This window comes from Ochrobactrum sp. XJ1, assembly GCF_024701725.1.
GTDB lineage: Bacteria > Pseudomonadota > Alphaproteobacteria > Rhizobiales > Rhizobiaceae > Brucella > Brucella anthropi.
In genome coordinates this window covers 170,940-188,195 of record NZ_VDGD01000011.1, presented here as the reverse complement: position 1 = coordinate 188,195, position 17,256 = coordinate 170,940, and the positions used below count along the sequence as shown (strand labels likewise).

Genomic DNA, 17,256 nt, shown 5'->3' with positions numbered 1-17,256 from the left:
GGCCATTCCGCGGGCACGGAACGATGTTTCGGTCTAACATAGGATCGAAGGATGGCCTTGCCAAGGCGCGTTCGACCCCACATCCTCGATTCTTCTCACTCTGGTTTACAAAAATTAGGACATTTCCGCGCAGATACGTCCGATGCGGGCTTCCATGGCCCTTGCAAGGTCGAAATCATGCCCCGGCAACACGTGATCGAAGATCGCAAAATGCCGTTCGATATGAATGTCTTGCAGAAAGTTTCCGTCGGATAGGAAAGGTAGAGCGAAAAGCCTGCCATCTCTGTAAAGAGCCGGCGAAACCAGCAAGGCCTCACGTTTTCGAGATTCGATTTCGATATTCTGCGACTTCAGGAAGTCGGCAAGTTCCTGCCGTCCCGGTGCAGCGAGCTCAAAATCCATCATGCCTTCGTTCAAGAAACGGAATCGACCGTCCCAGACAATTGGCTTGTCCGGCTCCAGATGGAGCTTTGGCAGATTGCGTTTTTCACGAAGAAACCGATGCGGTGAGCCGCTGTCGCCCCGCTCGATGAGGGCGCCAAATACAGTCAAGCGATGCGTGTCATCATCTCCGGACAGAACCCGTTCAATGCGCGACCGCTCGCTATCACCCGGCAGGAAACGGCGTCCGCCAGCGATGGCCGCAAGCAATCCTGCGAAGAGACGTCTCACATTGTCAGGAAGCACGGCGTAGAGCTGCGGATCGATAAGCAAGGCCCCGGTAGCATCTACACGCAAGCTCGCCGGGTCGCCCAGCGCAGCAATCAAGGCAGCATTGTCCCGCTCACGCGCCGCTCCAGCCTCGGCAATCTGATCGAGAACCACCTGTCTGTCAGCCTCGGCGGCAATGCCCAGACGAATTCTCGGTCGTTCATATTCAGTGTTCGCATTGCTGGGATCATCCACCCAATTGATACCCCTGCCCCGCAATTCATCGCGCAGTGTCTGCCGGGAAACAGAAAGCAGAGGACGATCAAGTTCAACCGAGCCTTCGAGCCCAAGACCGTCCAGCAACGAGCGCGACGACATGGCCGCAAGCCCGCGAGCCTCAGCATGGGCGCTACGCTCCTTGCGCATCAGAAAGGTCTCGATCTGGTCGTCCTGCGTATGGCCGGTGACAATGAAGGCTCCGCCAACATCCCGCGCGGCCTGCACCAGCAGCCGATAGCGCGCCGTCCGCGCAGCAGCGGCAAGCCCGCTTGTAGGCTTGGCCTCGTCCCAGACGAGAATGCGGTGTTCAATCCCGTATTGCCGGCAAAGCAGCCCGACATTTTCGGCTTCGGCCTTCGATTCGGCGCGCAGTTGATGATCCACCGTCACAGCAATCAGCCGGGGTGGGTTCTGGAGCATGGCCATATAATCCCGGAGGAGGAAAAGCAGGCCGAGAGAATCGCTGCCGCCCGAAACGGCGGCTATGACGGCCTTGGCCTGCTCAAATCCGAATGGCTCGAATAATTTGGAAATATTGCTTGGGCTAAGCCCCACGAAATAACTCCGCAATCAGCACTTTGCGCGGCTGCGCTCATCGGCAACGCGCTTCAATATCGCGGGCGCTGCCTTGGGGTAACGTTCTGGAATCTGCGCGAAGGTGGCGCAGGCGACATCGCGATTGTCCATCTTTTCAAGCGTCATGCCGAGCTTGAACATGTTTTCCGGCGCGCGTTTCGAATCGGGATAATCGCGCTGCGTATCAATGAATACCGTCGCCGCTTCCGGATAACGGCCCTGACCGTAAAGCGATTCTCCGAGCCAGAAGCGTGCTTCCGCCGTATTGGGGTCAGCCGGATAACGCTTCACATGCTCGCGGAAGCCGGTTTCGGCTGCCTTGTAATCGCCCGACATCAGATACTGATAGGAAGCCTGATAGAGCGAACTGGGATTATCGTCCGTCGGAAGGGATGCGACCGTATCGCCTGCAGCATTTCCTCCCGAGGTGGCGCCGGGTGCCGTACCCGACTGTGCCGTGCGCGGTGTGACATCAAGCGTTTCGCCGATTACATTGCCATTGGCGTCGAACCGGATGGAACCCAGCGACTGCGGCGGCTCTCCACGTTCCGGTCCACCCTGTGCGGGTGCGTTCGAACCAATAGCCATGGAATCGGCGCCAGAAGACTGGTTGGCCGCAGTCTGCGAAGAAGCGTTGTATCCACCGTTCTTGGGGGCGCTTCCGGAAACCCCGCCATCGAGGTTTCCGTTATTGCCCTGACTAGTCCCTTGGCTGGAACCGGCATCGGCGAGCGACGTGTCGCCGCCAGCCTGCTGCACTTCCGCATCGGCGCGTTTGCCGGTTTCCAGAAACTGGAAGCGGCCTTCGTTTGCTTCCTGCATCTTCTGCATCTGATCCTGCATTTCGAGGATCTGGAAGTTCATGGCTTCCGCACGCGCACCCAGCGCATCTGCTATCGCAGCGGGGTTGCCCATGCCCTGCGCGCAGAGATCGGCGCCCGGCGATGCTGCCGCGGGAGCCGCTTGAGCTGCACCACTGGAAGCAGGCGAGGTTACGCCGTTCTTCTTTTCCAGTTCTTCAAACCGGAATTCATTGTCTTCCTGCGTCTTTTGCAACTGATTATCGGTGAACGAAATCTGGGCGTCCACGTCCTCGACCTTTCCGGTCAGGTTGCGCACCAGTTCCTGCTGCAGGCCGGGGCTTTGATAGCCGCCGCCCTGACCGCCGCCGCTGCCATTATCACGCATGGCATCATCGAGAATTGCCGTCGAACCGATGCTGACAGGATTCTGGGCGCCGCCACGCCCCTTCTCCAAGGCCTGAAAACGCGCTTCGTTGTCGCGCTGGATTTTCAGCATCTTGTCGCGAAGCTGCAAGATGCGCGCATAGGACTGGGCGTTTTGATGTGCCAGATTGCAGACCTGCTGCGAAAACTGATCGCCGCCGGGAGCACCTGCCTGCGCGAGCTGAATCCCCCCTTGCGAAGAAACAGATGCCGCCAGAACCGGAGCACTCACCAAAAGCGGCAGCATGGCAATTGCCAGCGTCACTTTCCTCATTGGTTTCCTCATTCCCTTTTGCCCCTGCTAATTCATCCATCCGATTCACCCATCCAATTCGGGGCGAACACGATGATCGAGTGCCGCGCCTGAACAGACGCTGAACATGATTGCCGCACGATCAGCTCCGCTTTTAGAGCATTTCCCGCAAAAGTGCGAAGCGGTTTTGCGTCGGATAATGCGAAAAGCGAAGGCCTTTTGACGCTCACTATGACAAGTGCGACTTCGGCCAAAGTTTGTCGAAACGACCAAACAGGCGGTCAAAAACGAAAAAAGCGGCTCGAAAGCCGCTTTTCCGTAACACTGTCAGGTGCCCGCAGATTAGCTGCCTGCACCGTTGAGAACGGTGACGGCACGACGGTTCTGCGACCAGCACGAGTCGGCATCGCAAACTGCGACCGGACGTTCGTTACCGTAGGAGATGGTGCGCATACGGTTGGTCGGGACGCCACGCGAAGCGAGGAAATCGCGGGTGGCAGCTGCACGGCGCTGGCCGAGAGCAAGGTTATATTCACGCGTACCGCGCTCGTCGGCATGGCCTTCGACCGTGATCGAGTACTGCGGATAACGCTGCAGCCACTGGGCCTGCTTGGAAAGCGTCTGCTGTGCATCGGCGCGGATCAGCGAAGAATCGAGATCGAAGAAGATGCGGTCGCCAACATTGACCGTGAAGTCCTGCGAGGAACCCGGCGTTGCAGCGCCTGCACCGAGACCCAGATCACCGGCATTGTTCGGAAGGTTCTTCTTGGACGCACAACCGGCAACGGCGAGCGACATGAAAAGGGCAATAGCGATCGGGCTACGTGCAATCGACTGGATACGGCGCATGGGCCGGAGCTCCTTAAGATTTGATGTTCCTGCGTAACCATCCAATAATCATATTGAGGTTAAGACAGGCTCAAGAAGTATGGTTAATATTTTCTTGCGGCCAGATGCAACCGGCGATTTCCGGCAGCAGTTCTGGTGTTAGCCCTTGGGGGCAAAATACGGCAGAAACACGGCTTCCTGGCAATGATTGTGGCAATTTGAGCATTTCCTGCAAAAGTGCGAAGCGGTTTTGCGTGAGGATAATGCGATAAAACAAGGAGATAGAACGGTTTCCCGTTTCCGCTTGAACCGGAACCGTTCTATCCATGAAAAAGGCGCGAAACTGGAGTTTCGCGCCTTCACTTTCCATAACTATCCGCGAATCCGCTATTCGAGCAGCGGCGACCAGGCCGGATCGGATGCGAAGTTCGGCGTCTGGATCTGGCGCTCGTTGCGACCAGTCAGGTCGATGGTGAAGAGCTTCGGACCGCCTGCACCCGCCGCCTTGCGGAAGAACATCAGCACGCGACCGTTCGGAGCCCAGGTCGGGCCTTCATTGTGGAAGCCCGAGGTCAGCAGGCGTTCGCCCGAACCGTCAGTTTTCATCACACCAATGGAGAACTGGCCCTGCGACTGCTTGGTGAAGGCGATGAGATCACCGCGCGGAGACCAAACCGGCGTGGAATAGCTGCCGTCACCGGCCGAGATACGGCGCGGATTGGAGCCATCAGCACCCATGACATAGAGCTGCGGACGTCCACCACGGTCGGAGGAGAAAACAATCTGCGATCCGTCCGGTGAATAGGACGCGCTCGTATCGATCGCCTGGCTGTTGGTCAGGCGTGTGGTCGAACGATTGCGCAGGTCCATCGTATAGATATTGGCGCTGCCGTCGTCCTGAAGCAGGCTCATCACAACCTTCTGGCCATCGGGCGAGAAACGCGGAGCAATGGTCATGCCGGGGAAATTGCCGACGAGTTCACGCTGGCCGGTTTCGAGCTGCAGCAGATACACCTTCGGCGAACCGCCTTCGAAAGACATATAGGTGACTTCCTGACGGTTCGGCGAGAAACGCGGCGTCAGCGAAATGGCGCGACCGTCGGAAATGTAACGCACATTGGCGCCGTCCTGATCCATGATGGCAAGACGCTTCACACGCTTCTGTGCCGGGCCGGATTCATCGACGAAAACAACACGCGTATCGAAGTAGCCCTTTTCACCGGTCAGGCGTTCATAGATGGCGTCAGCGATGATATGGGCGACGCGGCGCCAGTTGTCCGGCGTGGTGAAGAACTGCTGGCCGATCATCTGCTGGCCACCGAACGTATCCCACAGGCGGAACTCAGCCTTGAGACGGCCATCCGGCTGTTTGGTGATGCGGCCCGTGACAAGCGCCTGCGCATTGATGACCTTCCAGTCCTCGAAACGCGGAGCCGCATCCGGATTGGAGATCTTCTCGATGAAGGCGCCTTTGTCGATCGGTGCAAAAAGACCAGACCGCTCAAGATCGGCCGCGATGACCGACGTGATATTCGGTCCGAGCTGATCAGCCGAAAGGAAATCGGTGATGGCGATCGGCAACGGCTCGATCACCCCCTTGTTGATGTTGATTTCCACGACGGCGCGCGCCGGCATGGTGCAGACAAGGCTTGCGGCAATCATACACGCGAAAGCCGAAAAGACCGTCCGGATCTTTGTATTGATGATGCCGATTTTCATGTCTTCTGGGACCTCTTTGTCCTTGCAGTAAGTTGGTTGGCGACCGGAAACCCGGTCAGAACATTTCGCTTGGGTCGAAGTTGACGATCACTTCCGACCATGAATCATATTTGTCGACTGGCAGATTGTACGGCGCGCAGCGTGCGACAGCGCGCTTGGCGCTCTCGGCTGCTGCACGACCAACACCATCGCCGCCACCACCCGATGTCACTTCCGGAGAGCCCTGAATGGAGCCATCCTGATTCAGCTTCATCTTGACGGTCACGACCAGTCCCGGCGCGTCGGCCACACCGGCAGGCACGTTCCAGCATTTGGAAATCGCACCGCGCAACGCATCCATTTCGCTCTGGCTGAGCTTGGAGCCGCCAGTATTCTTCTTGCCGCCCAGCGATGCCTGATCGGTGGAACGCTTGGCTCCGCCGCCTGCCGCCTTCTGCTTGTTCAGAAGGGCAGCAACCTCATCGGCAATCGCATCATTCTTCGATTTCGAAGTCTGAGCGGCGTTCTGCGTCGGCTTCTTGTCTTCCGTCGGTTTGCGGTCCGGCGTCTTTGCTGTCTGCGCCTGCGGCGGCTTCGGCTTGGCGTCGGGCGCTGGCACCTTGTCCGGCAGCTTCGGCGTTTCAGCGTCAGGGGTTTCCGCCTGTTTTTCGATGGCTTCAGCCACCGGATCAGGCTTCACTTCCTGCTTTTCTTCCGGCTTGGCCTGAACTTCCGTCGCCGGAACCGGCGTTGGCTTGGTCTCGGGCTTCTGTTCCGGTTTCGGATCAGGCTTCGGTTCCGGCTTTTTTACCGGTTCCGGTTGCGCCTTGGGTTCTTCCGCCGCCTCAATTGGCTTCGCCTTTGCATCGGGCTTTGGCGGTGTCTGGGTATCGATATCCTGATCGCCAAAATTCTCGGCGTTTGGAACAGTCTGCGGTTTGGTTGTCGGCACAGGAGCCGACTTTTCCTTCATGGGCGCAGTCTTTTCGCCCTGCTGGATTTGCGTCATCGACTCGATCGGTACGATATCAACCGGGAACGATTCCGAATCCTGCACGTCGAAAGCCTTCGGCGAGGAAAACGAAACCACTGCCAGCGCGACCGCAACGGCATGCAAGGCAACAGAAGATGTCAGGCCAGCCTTCATGATGGCGTCAGCTATCCTGCTCCTGGAGGGTCACAAGGCCGATATTCTTGAAACCGGCGGCGGAAATGCGGGCCATGACTTTCATGACGGTGCCGTAATCGGCAGCCTTGTCACCACGCACGAAAATGCGCTCTTCATAGCCTGTCTTGGCGATAGCCTGGAGTTTCGGCACCACTTCATCGATCGGAATTTCGGTTTCCTGCAGGAAGATCTTGCCTTCGCTGTTGACCGAAACAGTGATCGGCTGCGTATCGGCATTCATCGCCTTGGCCTGCGTATCGGGCAGGTCAATCGGCACGCCAACCGTCAGCAGCGGCGCGGAGACCATAAAGATGATGAGGAGAACGAGCATCACGTCGACGAACGGCGTCACGTTGATTTCGCTCATCAATGCCTTCTTGCGGCCGCGCCTGCGGCGCCCGCCCGACTGCATTCCCTGATTTCCTACCGACATGCCCATTGCAAGATTCCCGAAGGCTGAAACTACACTCGATGCTTGAAGCCGCTTAATTACGCGGCGTCAGCTTCTCATCAATTTGGCGCGACAGTATGGCGGAAAACTCATCCGCAAATCCTTCCAGCCGTCCGCCGATCTTGCCCGCATCCGCCGACAGCTTGTTGTAGGCAATAACGGCAGGAATAGCGGCGAGAAGACCGATTGCCGTTGCCAGAAGTGCTTCGGCGATACCCGGCGCCACAACGGCAAGACTGGTGTTCTTGGAAGCGGCGATTGCCTGGAACGAGGTCATGATACCGACAACCGTACCGAACAGACCGATGAAGGGGGCTGCAGAGCCGATGGTCGCCAGAAAGCCCAGACGCGAGTCGAGCTTTTCACTTTCGCGCGCCAGCGCGACATCCATGGCCTTGTCGATACGCATCTGCAGGCCAATGGGCGAGCGAGCGCCCTTCTCGAATGATTTCTTCCACTCACGCATCGCGGCCATGAAGATGGACGCCATGCCGGTGGTACGGCGTTCGCCGAGATTGCGATAGAGCTCCTCCAGCGACTGGCCGGACCAGAACGTCTGCTCGAAGCGATCAATCGCGCGCCGTGCCCGTCCGTAAGCAATCGTCTTGTCCACGATGATAGCCCAAGTCCAGATCGAGGCGAACAGCAGGCCAAGCATAACCAGCTTGACGACCCAGTTCGCCTGCATGAACAGGCCCCAGAGGGTAACATCGGCGGCGGGGGCCGCTAACGCAACATTTTCCATCGATCTACCGTCCTCGAATCCAAACGCCCGGCCACATGACCGGGCGGTATCGCAAATCCGTTACTCAACGTCTGAAAACAGACGCTCCAAACCTGCGCAGCTTTTCAACTTGAAGCCGTACCTGCCCGACGAGCGGCCGACACTTCGCACCGCAACCGCCATTCCGGATTTCAACTTTAAATCCATCACGCGCTTGTTACGGTTAATTTTGGTGAAAGGAAGGCGCTGCGCTTCAAGCCTGCCTCTCCACCGATTCCGTCAGGGTGATTAATGGAATATTATGGTTAAAGATGCGTTAGCATTCGCCCAAATAGGTATATTTGCCGCTAGCGCATCGAATTCCGCACGAACATGCCAGTGAAGACAGTCATTGGAGCGGTCCTGGGACTCAGTTCTTGCGGTTGTTGGTGAAAGCTTCCCGCCATTCGTCGGGAATGCGGCGCGGATGGCCTTCTTTGGTTATCATCACGGCCTCTACCTTCGCCTCCGAAAGCAGACGCTCCCGGCAGGTAATTTTCTGCGCCATGATGACCCGCGCGCCGCGAATTTCGCTGACGCGGGTTTCAATCAGAATAAGATCATCCATCTTCGCGGGCGATTTGTAATCGATCTCCATGCGGCGAACGACCCAGACCATTTCTTCACCAAGCGCGCCCTCAGCCAATTCGATATGATGAACGTCCTGCAAACGCAGGAAATCCGTGCGTCCGCGTTCGTAGAATTCCAGATAGCGACCGTGATAGACGAAGCCGGAAAAATCCGTATCGGCATAATAGATGCGCGCATAGAGCAGATGCACGCCGTCTTTCAGTTCGCCAGACACAGCAGCCTGCGCCGATTGTTCCTGTCGTTCCGTCATTCGTCTTCCATGAAGAGGCCGTATTGCGACTGCTGGATGATTTCGGCAGGCGCGGGCAATCCGAGATGCTGCCATGCGATGGCCGTCAAAACGCGGCCGCGTGGCGTGCGCTGCAGGAAACCCTGCTGGATCAGATAGGGTTCGATAATGTCTTCAATTGCGTCACGCGGCTCAGACAGGCCGGCGGCAATGGTTTCGATCCCCACCGGACCGCCCCCGAAATTGCGTGCGATAATATTGAGGTAACGCCGGTCGAGCTGATCCAGCCCGCGGTTGTCCACTTCAAGGCGTGACAGCGCCTCATCAGCGATCTTGCGATCGATGACATCGGCGCCGGCGACCAGCGCGAAATCGCGCACGCGACGCAACAACCGTCCGGCAATACGTGGTGTGCCGCGTGAACGGCGGGCGACTTCCAGCGCACCATCCGGCGAAATACCCATCTGCATGATGCGCGCACCACGCCGCACGATATATTCCAGTTCCTCGACCGTATAGAAATTGAGCCGTGTCGGAATGCCGAAGCGATCCCGTAACGGCGTGGTCAGAAGCCCGAGACGGGTCGTTGCCGCAACCAGCGTAAATTTCGCAAGATCGATCTTCACCGAACGCGCGGCAGGCCCCTCGCCGATAATCAAGTCGAGCTGGAAATCCTCCATGGCTGGATAGAGGATTTCTTCCACTGCCGGGCTCAGGCGATGAATTTCATCGATGAACAGAACGTCGCGCTCTTCCAGATTGGTCAGCAGAGCCGCAAGATCACCCGCCTTGGCAATAACCGGGCCGGATGTGGAACGGAAATTGACGCCCAGTTCCTTGGCCATGATCTGCGCCAGCGTCGTCTTGCCTAGACCCGGAGGGCCAACGAACAGGACGTGGTCAAGCGCCTCGCCACGCACTTTGGCGGCCTCGATAAAGACTTTCAGATTGGCGCGCGCTGCCGCCTGCCCGACAAAATCGTCAAGCGTCTGCGGGCGCAGCGTATTGTCTTCGTCTACGCGTCTGTCAGCATCAATGAGAGGGTTGCGGTCGCTCATGCCATCCTCCTCGCATGAACATATCGCTCAGGCAAGTAAATCACCGCGACAATTCCTTCAGACCCAGGCGGATGAGCTTGGCCGAATCGGCATTCTCCCCCGCTTCCTTCAAGGCCGCGGCGACAGCATTAGCGGCCTGATCACGCGAGTAGCCGAGATTGGAAAGCGCCGACACCGCATCGGCAACCGGCGCCGGGGCAGCGCCCGCGCCAAGTTCCTGTTTGAGCCCGATCGTGCCGCTCGCATCACCGGCGAAGGCAGGCGCCTTGTTCTTGAGTTCGGTCACGATGCGCTCAGCAACCTTCTTGCCGACACCCGGCGCGCGCGAAACCATGGCGATGTCGCGCAGTGCAATTGCATTGGCGAGTTCCGACGGCGACAACGTGCCGAGCACGGCGAGAGCCACCTTGGCGCCAACGCCCTGCACATTCTGCAACAGGCGGAACCATTCGCGCTCAAGCTGATTGGCAAAGCCATAAAGGCGGATCATGTCTTCGCGAACATAGGTTTCGATAAACAGGATGGCCGCCTCGCCCGCACCGCCCAGATTGCCGAGCGTGCGCGCCGAACAAAACGCAACATAGCCGACACCATGCACGTCGATGACAGCATGATCCTCGGCAATTTCATCGATCACACCCTTGAGCTTACCGATCATGGCCACCTACGCGATAAGTTGTTGCAACCGGCGCGCACTTGCGATGCTTTGCCGGTGATGCGCATGACAAATGGCAATGGCCAAAGCATCGGCGGCATCGCTCGTATCGAACGATGCGCGCGGCATCAGCACTTTCACCATCATATGGATTTGCTGTTTTTCACCGTGTCCAACGCCGATTACAGCCTTCTTCACGGCATTCGGCGCATATTCGGCAACGGGCAGTCCAGCCTGCGCGGGAGCCAACAAGGCAATGCCGCGCGCCTGACCAAGCTTGAGCGTCGCCGTTGCATCCTTGTTGACGAAGGTGTGTTCAACCGCCGCCTCATGCGGCATATATTCATGCAGGACTTTGGAAAGACCTTCATGCAGCTGGCAGAGGCGCGATGCAAGATCCATCTCGGCATTCGAGGTCACAGTCCCCGAACCGATGAAATGCAGTGAATTGCCCAACGATTCGACAATGCCCCAGCCGGTACGGCGCAGGCCCGGATCGATACCAATGATGCGAATCGTTTCTTTCATAAGCGAACCCTATCCTCAGACGGATTCACTTGACAGCAGAAAAGTGAACAAAAGAGAAACATGCGCCACGAAGGGCGCACATGATCGATCGTTATGAAGCGCCAAAAGCAGTTTTGAGCAATACGATCTGTTCGGAAACCGGATTGCCACGTGGGACGCCCTGCAGCGAGACCACTTCACCGTAAACTTCGCGGTCCATACGGCGCACACGCGCCTGAAGGCGCATGGAACGTTCGACCAGCTCCATGAATGCTGCAGGCAGTTCGGACCAGCCTTGTGCGATTTCACCCGCCGATGGCGTATCAAGACGCACCTTGGCTTTCTCGGCTGCAACCTGCTGACGGGTCATTTCACCGTTCCGCGCCGCGCGCTGGAGCAGCAACCACGAAGCAACCTGCATCAGGCGCGTGGTCAGACGCATCGATTCGGCGGCATAGAGCGTCGCAGCCACACGCGAAAGATTGCGCGCATCCTCACGGCCTTCGCCGTCGAGATAGCTTGCCGCTTCCTCGACCATATCCATGCCTTCTGCATAGATCGGCTTGAACGAATCCGAGAAAACCATGCGCTCTGCGAGGCTGATCATATTGCTCGGCATCTGGCTCTGTTCGCTAATCACTGCTCTGCCACCTTGCATGACCGCCTGTATCGGCGGCCCATTCCGTTGCCGTATTCGTCCAGTGGGATATGCCAGACGGATACGAATGAAACCATTGAACCGCTGTTCGACCATGGGGGAGGCTGAGACGGAACAGCTGTGCTAAACAAGTCCACGATAAACTGCACCTTCATACACCGTCGCGCAAGTTTATGTTTAACATTCGGTTAACATTTTCAGAGGCTTTTGACGAAAGCTTGTAAATAGAACGGATTGGGCAGTTGTTCCGTTCCGCGCGCCTGCATGTGGAAAGCGATATTCCCCCGATATGCAGCAAAAAGCGCACAAAAAAAGAGCCGCAATGGCGGCTCTCAGGAGTTTAACAGGGAGGCGTCAAACAGAGTGGCTAAACCACTCGGTAAGAATCCAGCCGAACTGGATGTAAACCATTTAACATTCTTAAGATTAATGAATGGTTAATTTCTGCGTAGCGCTGTGGATAATCTCACGCAATCCGGCACTTTTCACTCAAAGAAAAGCCGCCCGAAATGGGCGGCTGATCAGTGGTGCTTAATAGCGCTGCATCGCGGGTTTGGAGTTTGACGCAACCTGCATCTTGACGGGTTCGGCAGCAGGAACAGCGGGCTTTGCCGAAACGGGAGCCCCCTTCTTGCCCCAACCGATGGTTGGCAGCCATTCCAGATAATAGGCCAGTGCGAACTGCATCACGATGCCGGTTGCGATCAGCAAAGTGTCATAAGGCAGGCCGCCCGGGTTCACGAGCTTCATCACCTGCGCAACCATTGCCAGCAGCGTACCGGCAATGAAGACCGGCAGCGAATGCTTGCCGAGAACGGCGAGAGGATTATCCGGCGCCGTCCGGGCAATATTGTTCAGCGTCGGAACGACGGCGATGAGATAGGCAATCGCCAGCACGTGCAGCAGACGCGGCCCCGACAGGAAAGTCTTGTCGAAGCCGGTAAGAACCATGGGCAGGCCCATCGACGCGTCGATGCCCCAAAGCGGAATACGCACCCATGCCAGCGCCAGCACCAGATAGCCAACGGCAAGGCCGATCAGCAGCGGATGCTTCGGCAGTTCGCCACCGCGACGTACATGAATCACGCCTGCAATACCGATTGCAAACAGGAACTGCCACGACAGCGGATTGAGGAACCAGACGCCTTCGGTCGGATAATTTACCGGCGCAACGTGATAGAGGCCTGACAGGAACCAGACCGTGCCGGAAACACCGAGCATGAGCGGCAGGCTGATGCGCGCCAGCAGAAGCAGGATCGGAGTCAAAACCAGCATCACGGCATACATCGACAAAATGTTGTTATAGCCGAGCTGGTGACCCATCGTGACGATGCCGAACAGCGCTTCGACCGGGTGCTTGACCAGCGGCGCGATGTTGATCTGCGTAAGCAACTCCGAACGCTTCAGGAAGATAGCGGCAGCGGCGAAAATGGCGATGGTCGCCATGGTCGTCATGATGTGCGTCGTATAGAGCACACCAGCGCGGCGCCACATTTTCAGCGACAGAAGCAGGCGATTGCCGGGAGCGAATTTAGATCCATAGGCAAGCGCCACGGCCATGCCGGAAATCAGCACGAAAGCTTCAGCCGAATCGGAGAAGCCCAGATTCTTGTGCGTGAAATGCTCGTAGATCGTGCCGGGCACATGGTTGATGAAGATCGTTAGCAGCGCGAGCGCACGAAACACGTCGATGCGCGTGTCGCGCATTTTCGTCGGTTGTGCGGGCATCGCTTCTCTAGCGGTCGCAATATTCATTTACCAGCCTGCCTATCTTTGAAGGAAAGTGCCTGCACTTGGGATTGCGAGCCTTTCCACTTTTCTTCGTGTCATTCCGGATGGGTGCCGGAACAGTTTCACACGTTCTGCCGGAGCATTCAGCGCCCGGTCTTGGTGTGGCTTATATACGCGTTAATCCCGGCAGAACCGGGTTGGTTCCGATCAACTTTCGTTCCAGTGGATAACATTATGCCAGCCCGGACAGGCGCGGGCCCGAGAAGGTTTCGCCAATGAATACTTGCCGAAGCCCGGTTGCGTCGCATAAATGCGACAAAACAAATAGATAGAGCCCCGCTTCCGTTTCCGGTAAACAGAACGCCTCTATTGCCCGAATTCCATCACGTTTTTCCCGTTAGGCTTGGCTCATGAACACGCCCGCTCACCAGACTGAAACCGAACGCTGCCGCATCGTGCTGGTTGCGCCTCCACTTGCCGACGGCGCGGCCCTCGCAAAGCTTTTGACGGCTGCGCTCTCGGGCGGTGACGTTGCAAGCGTCATTCTCGACACCGGCGATCTCGACGAAGCCACTTTTCAGGCCACGGCTGAAAAGGTCATCCCCGTCATTCAGGAAAAAGGCGCCGCCGCGCTTATCCTGAACGATACGCGCATCGCGGGTCGCGTCGGTGCAGATGGCGTTCATATCGAAGGCAAGGCTGCCGATCTGGCAGATGCGATCGAAAAACATACGCCGAAGATGATCGTCGGCACCGGCAATCTGCGCGACCGCCATGGCGCAATGGAAATCGGCGAGTTGCAGCCCGATTATGTTTTCTTCGGCAAGATCGGTGCGGATAACAAGCCGGATGCCCATCCGCGCAACCTGTCGCTGGCCGAATGGTGGTCGCAGATGGTGGAAATTCCCAGCATCGCGCAAGCCGGAAGCACGCTGGAAAGCATCATCCCCGCAGCCGAAACCGGCGCGGATTTCGTTGCGCTCGGTCGGGCGGTCTTCGACGCCGAAGACCCTGCAAAAGCTGTCGCGGAAGCCAACCGGCTTCTCGATGAGAACGCGCCACGCTTTGAAAACTGATCCCTTCATCAAGGTCTTGCCGATGCCCATGAAGAACAAACTTCTTCTCGCTGCCATTTTGACAATCGCGCTGCCGGTCCTGCCTGCTCTGGCAGCGGGCGAGCCGGTGCGCGGTCAAAAGAACAGCCATCAGGGCGATCATCAGGATAAGAAAGCCGACAAGCCTGCCAAGCCGGTGATGCTGCCGCAACCGGCAACGACCGAACCGATGCCCCACATCGACCCAAGCCGTTTCGGCGACAAACCGGCAGACGAGGCTTTCGGTGCATTTCAGCGTGGCCTTTATCTGACCGCTTTCAATCTGGCCAAGCCACAGGCTGAAAAGGGCGATCCGGCATCGCAGACACTCATTGCAGAAATTTATGCGCGCGGCCTTGGCATCCCCGCCAACCAGAAACTGGCGGCGGAATGGTACGAGAAAGCAGCCAATAACGGTGTTGTAGAAGCGCAGTTCCGCTATGCCGCACTTCTGCTTCAGGGCACCTACGCCAGGAAAGACCCCGTCAAGGCAGAGGAACTGATGAAGAAGGCTGCCGAGGGTGGCAATGCCATGGCGCAGTTCAACTACGGCCAGATGCTGATGGAAAAAACGCCGGGCAAGCCGGGCATCGATCTCGCCTTCCCGTGGTTCGAGAAGGCGGCCGGGGCCACGCTGGCCGATGCACAATATGCACTCAGCCAGATTTATGCCAACGGTACCCCGACCATCCCCCGCGACGACAAGAAAGCGCGCGTCTATCTCCTGCTTGCTGCCGCACAGGGTTATGATACGGCGCAGTTCGATCTGGGCCGCTGGCTGATTGAGGGCCGCGGTGGCGACCGCGACTACGAACAGGGGTTTGGCTGGATGCGTCTTGGCGCACAGCGCGGCATGGTGATGGCACAGGCCTGGCTCGCCCGCCTCTATCGCGATGGCATTGGCACAGAAGGCGATCTCGTCAAAGCAGCGGCCTGGTATATTGTTGCCCAGCGCGCCGGTTTTCGCTCACCAGACCTCAACGACATGATGGACGGACTGGCTGATGACCAGATTAAACAGGCCATAGAAACCGCCAACAATCTGCGCGTCCGCTGATTTTTGGGCGAATTTTGAGGCTGGATTGGCTCTCTTTTCGCGCTCAGGCTTGCGCCAAGCGCCTTTTTATGGTCTTGAGACGCCGATTATCGTGGTTCGAGTATAAGGCAGGTGCGCAATCTCCGGAATAATGCCGGACGGTTGCCTTTTCGTCGTCATGCGTCGAACCGCACATGGTTTCACATTTTCATTCCGGATCAAGCTCATGAAGATCAATGGTAACGAAATCCGCCCCGGCAATGTCATCGAACATGCTGGCGGCTTGTGGGTTGCGGTCAAGACCAACGCCGTCAAGCCTGGCAAGGGCGGCGCTTATAATCAGGTCGAACTGAAGAACCTCATCAACGGCACCAAGCTCAACGAACGTTTCCGCGCTGCAGAAACCGTCGAGCGCGTTCGTCTGGAACAGAAGGATTTCTCGTTCCTCTACGAACAGGGCGAAGCGCTGATCTTCATGGACACTGAATCCTACGAACAGCTTGAGCTGGCCAAGGATTTCGTCGGTGACCGTGCCGCTTTCCTGCAGGACGGCATGATGGTTACTGTCGAACTCTATGAAGAAAAGCCGATCGGTATCCGCCTTCCGGATCAGGTCACGCTTGCCATCACCGAAGCCGATCCGGTCGTCAAGGGCCAGACCGCTGCTTCGTCCTACAAGCCGGCTGTGCTTGAAAACGGTATCCGCATCCTCGTTCCGCCGTTCATCGCATCCGGCGAACGCGTGATCGTTGATACCAACGAACTGACCTACGTCAGCCGCGCTTAATACGAAAAACGAGATTTGTGGTGCCTGGATCAGGCACCACTTTATCCATGTCGCAAAGATTGCGACCGTTCTTTCTCAGATCGCTCAATTCCTCGACCTCCACCGAATGTGTTTCGGTTCGGATGTTCGACATTCTGTTTATGATTAACTGCTTGATCCCTTTCAAAATCCACGCTTCGGGATCGTGCTTACAAGGACAATGAAATGGCCCGCTCAGCCCTTCTCAACGTTATGGTACAGGCCGCTATGAAGGCCGGCCGCAGCCTCGCTCGCGATTTTGGTGAAGTCCAGAATCTTCAGGTTTCTCTCAAGGGCCCCGGCGACTATGTCAGCCAGGCAGACCGCCGCGCCGAACAGATCATCTATACGGAATTGAGCCGCGCCCGCCCGGATTATGGCTTCTTGATGGAAGAATCCGGCGAGGTTGAATCCAAGGACGGACAGCACCGCTGGCTGATCGATCCTCTCGACGGCACCACAAATTTCCTGCACGGCATTCCAGTTTTCGCAGTCTCCATCGCTCTCGAGCGTCAGGGGCAGATTGTCGCCGGCGTCATCTACAATCCGGCCATGGATGAGCTTTACACCGCAGAGCGCGGCGGTGGCGCATTCCTCAATGACCGTCGCCTGCGCGTCGCATCACGCAACAAGCTGGTCGATTCCGTTATCGGCACGGGTATCCCGCATCTGGGTCGCGGCCATCACGGGCATTATCTGGTCGAACTGCGCAATGTCATGGCCGAAACCGCAGGCATTCGCCGCATGGGCGCTGTTGCACTCGACCTCGCCTATGTTGCAGGCGGCCGTCTGGATGGTTTCTGGGAAGATGGCATGCATCCGTGGGATCTCGGCGCAGGCATTCTTATGATCCGCGAAGCCGGTGGTTTCGTCTCGGACAAGAATGGCGGTCAGGACATTTTCGGCACCAAGACCATCGTTGCAGGCAATGAAATCATTCAGAAGGCATTGCTGAAAACGATCAACAAACCGATCTAAAAAAGACCTGCTGCTTTGTCG

Annotated in this window: 18 protein-coding genes; 4 read left to right on the top strand and 14 right to left on the bottom strand. The window is 57.5% G+C overall.

Translation table 11 applies throughout. The features are described 5' to 3' along the window. Nucleotides 1-114 precede the first annotated feature (114 nt). The 14 genes from tilS to FG152_RS20320 all read right to left on the bottom strand — a co-directional run bounded on the left by tilS (nt 115) and on the right by FG152_RS20320 (nt 13,346). On the bottom strand, nt 115-1,485 hold the full coding sequence (gene tilS / locus FG152_RS20385) for a tRNA lysidine(34) synthetase TilS (RefSeq protein ID WP_010661369.1): 1,371 nt from the start codon (nt 1,483-1,485) through the stop codon (nt 115-117). Between the two features lie 15 nt (nt 1,486-1,500). Continuing rightward, complete coding sequence (ybgF, locus tag FG152_RS20380) at nt 1,501-3,018, bottom strand: tol-pal system protein YbgF (protein WP_010661370.1); 1,518 nt, start codon at nt 3,016-3,018, stop codon at nt 1,501-1,503. Nucleotides 3,019-3,327: 309 nt separating this feature from the next. Beyond that, nucleotides 3,328-3,834 carry a peptidoglycan-associated lipoprotein Pal gene (gene pal, locus FG152_RS20375; RefSeq protein WP_010661371.1) on the bottom strand — a complete coding sequence of 169 codons (507 nt, stop codon included), beginning with the start codon at nt 3,832-3,834 and terminating at the stop codon, nt 3,328-3,330. Nucleotides 3,835-3,904: 70 nt separating this feature from the next. Then, nucleotides 3,905-4,183 carry a hypothetical protein gene (locus FG152_RS20370; protein WP_010661372.1) on the bottom strand — a complete coding sequence of 93 codons (279 nt, stop codon included), beginning with the start codon at nt 4,181-4,183 and terminating at the stop codon, nt 3,905-3,907. A gap of 17 nt (nt 4,184-4,200) precedes the next feature. Beyond that, nucleotides 4,201-5,532 (bottom strand): Tol-Pal system beta propeller repeat protein TolB, encoded by a 1,332-nt coding sequence (gene tolB, locus FG152_RS20365; protein WP_010661373.1) that lies wholly within the window; start codon nt 5,530-5,532, stop codon nt 4,201-4,203. Nucleotides 5,533-5,587: 55 nt separating this feature from the next. Next, complete coding sequence (gene tolA, locus FG152_RS20360; RefSeq protein WP_010661374.1) at nt 5,588-6,658, bottom strand: cell envelope integrity protein TolA; 1,071 nt, start codon at nt 6,656-6,658, stop codon at nt 5,588-5,590. Between the two features lie 7 nt (nt 6,659-6,665). Further along, complete coding sequence (tolR, locus tag FG152_RS20355; protein WP_010661375.1) at nt 6,666-7,118, bottom strand: protein TolR; 453 nt, start codon at nt 7,116-7,118, stop codon at nt 6,666-6,668. Between the two features lie 46 nt (nt 7,119-7,164). Then, nucleotides 7,165-7,875: a protein TolQ gene (tolQ, locus tag FG152_RS20350; protein WP_010661376.1), complete on the bottom strand. Its 711-nt coding sequence runs from the start codon at nt 7,873-7,875 to the stop codon at nt 7,165-7,167. Nucleotides 7,876-8,263: 388 nt separating this feature from the next. Further along, nucleotides 8,264-8,734, bottom strand: coding sequence for a YbgC/FadM family acyl-CoA thioesterase (locus FG152_RS20345; protein WP_036581835.1), 471 nt, complete (start codon nt 8,732-8,734; stop codon nt 8,264-8,266). Continuing rightward, nucleotides 8,731-9,771 carry a Holliday junction branch migration DNA helicase RuvB gene (gene ruvB, locus FG152_RS20340; RefSeq protein ID WP_010661378.1) on the bottom strand — a complete coding sequence of 347 codons (1,041 nt, stop codon included), beginning with the start codon at nt 9,769-9,771 and terminating at the stop codon, nt 8,731-8,733. The genes FG152_RS20345 and ruvB overlap by 4 nt, the downstream gene beginning before the upstream one ends. A gap of 40 nt (nt 9,772-9,811) precedes the next feature. Further along, the gene (gene ruvA, locus FG152_RS20335; protein ID WP_010661379.1) at nt 9,812-10,429 is read right to left on the bottom strand and encodes a Holliday junction branch migration protein RuvA; all 618 of its coding nucleotides are present in this window, start codon (nt 10,427-10,429) and stop codon (nt 9,812-9,814) included. Nucleotides 10,430-10,435: 6 nt separating this feature from the next. Next, nucleotides 10,436-10,954 (bottom strand): crossover junction endodeoxyribonuclease RuvC, encoded by a 519-nt coding sequence (ruvC, locus tag FG152_RS20330; RefSeq protein ID WP_010661380.1) that lies wholly within the window; start codon nt 10,952-10,954, stop codon nt 10,436-10,438. Nucleotides 10,955-11,045: 91 nt separating this feature from the next. Beyond that, complete coding sequence (rcdA, locus tag FG152_RS20325; RefSeq protein WP_010661381.1) at nt 11,046-11,552, bottom strand: protease adaptor protein RcdA; 507 nt, start codon at nt 11,550-11,552, stop codon at nt 11,046-11,048. A gap of 570 nt (nt 11,553-12,122) precedes the next feature. After that, nucleotides 12,123-13,346: an OpgC family protein gene (locus FG152_RS20320; RefSeq protein WP_085982332.1), complete on the bottom strand. Its 1,224-nt coding sequence runs from the start codon at nt 13,344-13,346 to the stop codon at nt 12,123-12,125. A gap of 386 nt (nt 13,347-13,732) precedes the next feature. Here FG152_RS20320 and FG152_RS20315 point away from each other — a divergent pair, with 386 nt between their 5' ends. The 4 genes from FG152_RS20315 (at nt 13,733) to FG152_RS20300 (ending at nt 17,235) form a co-directional block, all read left to right on the top strand. Then, the gene (locus FG152_RS20315) at nt 13,733-14,398 is read left to right on the top strand and encodes a thiamine phosphate synthase (RefSeq protein WP_010661383.1); all 666 of its coding nucleotides are present in this window, start codon (nt 13,733-13,735) and stop codon (nt 14,396-14,398) included. 28 nt (nt 14,399-14,426) lie between these two features. After that, nucleotides 14,427-15,473, top strand: a complete 1,047-nt coding sequence (locus FG152_RS20310) for a tetratricopeptide repeat protein (protein ID WP_029376273.1) — start codon at nt 14,427-14,429, stop codon at nt 15,471-15,473. 205 nt (nt 15,474-15,678) lie between these two features. Then, nucleotides 15,679-16,239 carry an elongation factor P gene (gene efp / locus FG152_RS20305; protein ID WP_010661385.1) on the top strand — a complete coding sequence of 187 codons (561 nt, stop codon included), beginning with the start codon at nt 15,679-15,681 and terminating at the stop codon, nt 16,237-16,239. Between the two features lie 204 nt (nt 16,240-16,443). Further along, complete coding sequence (locus FG152_RS20300) at nt 16,444-17,235, top strand: inositol monophosphatase family protein (protein ID WP_010661386.1); 792 nt, start codon at nt 16,444-16,446, stop codon at nt 17,233-17,235. Nucleotides 17,236-17,256 lie beyond the last annotated feature (21 nt).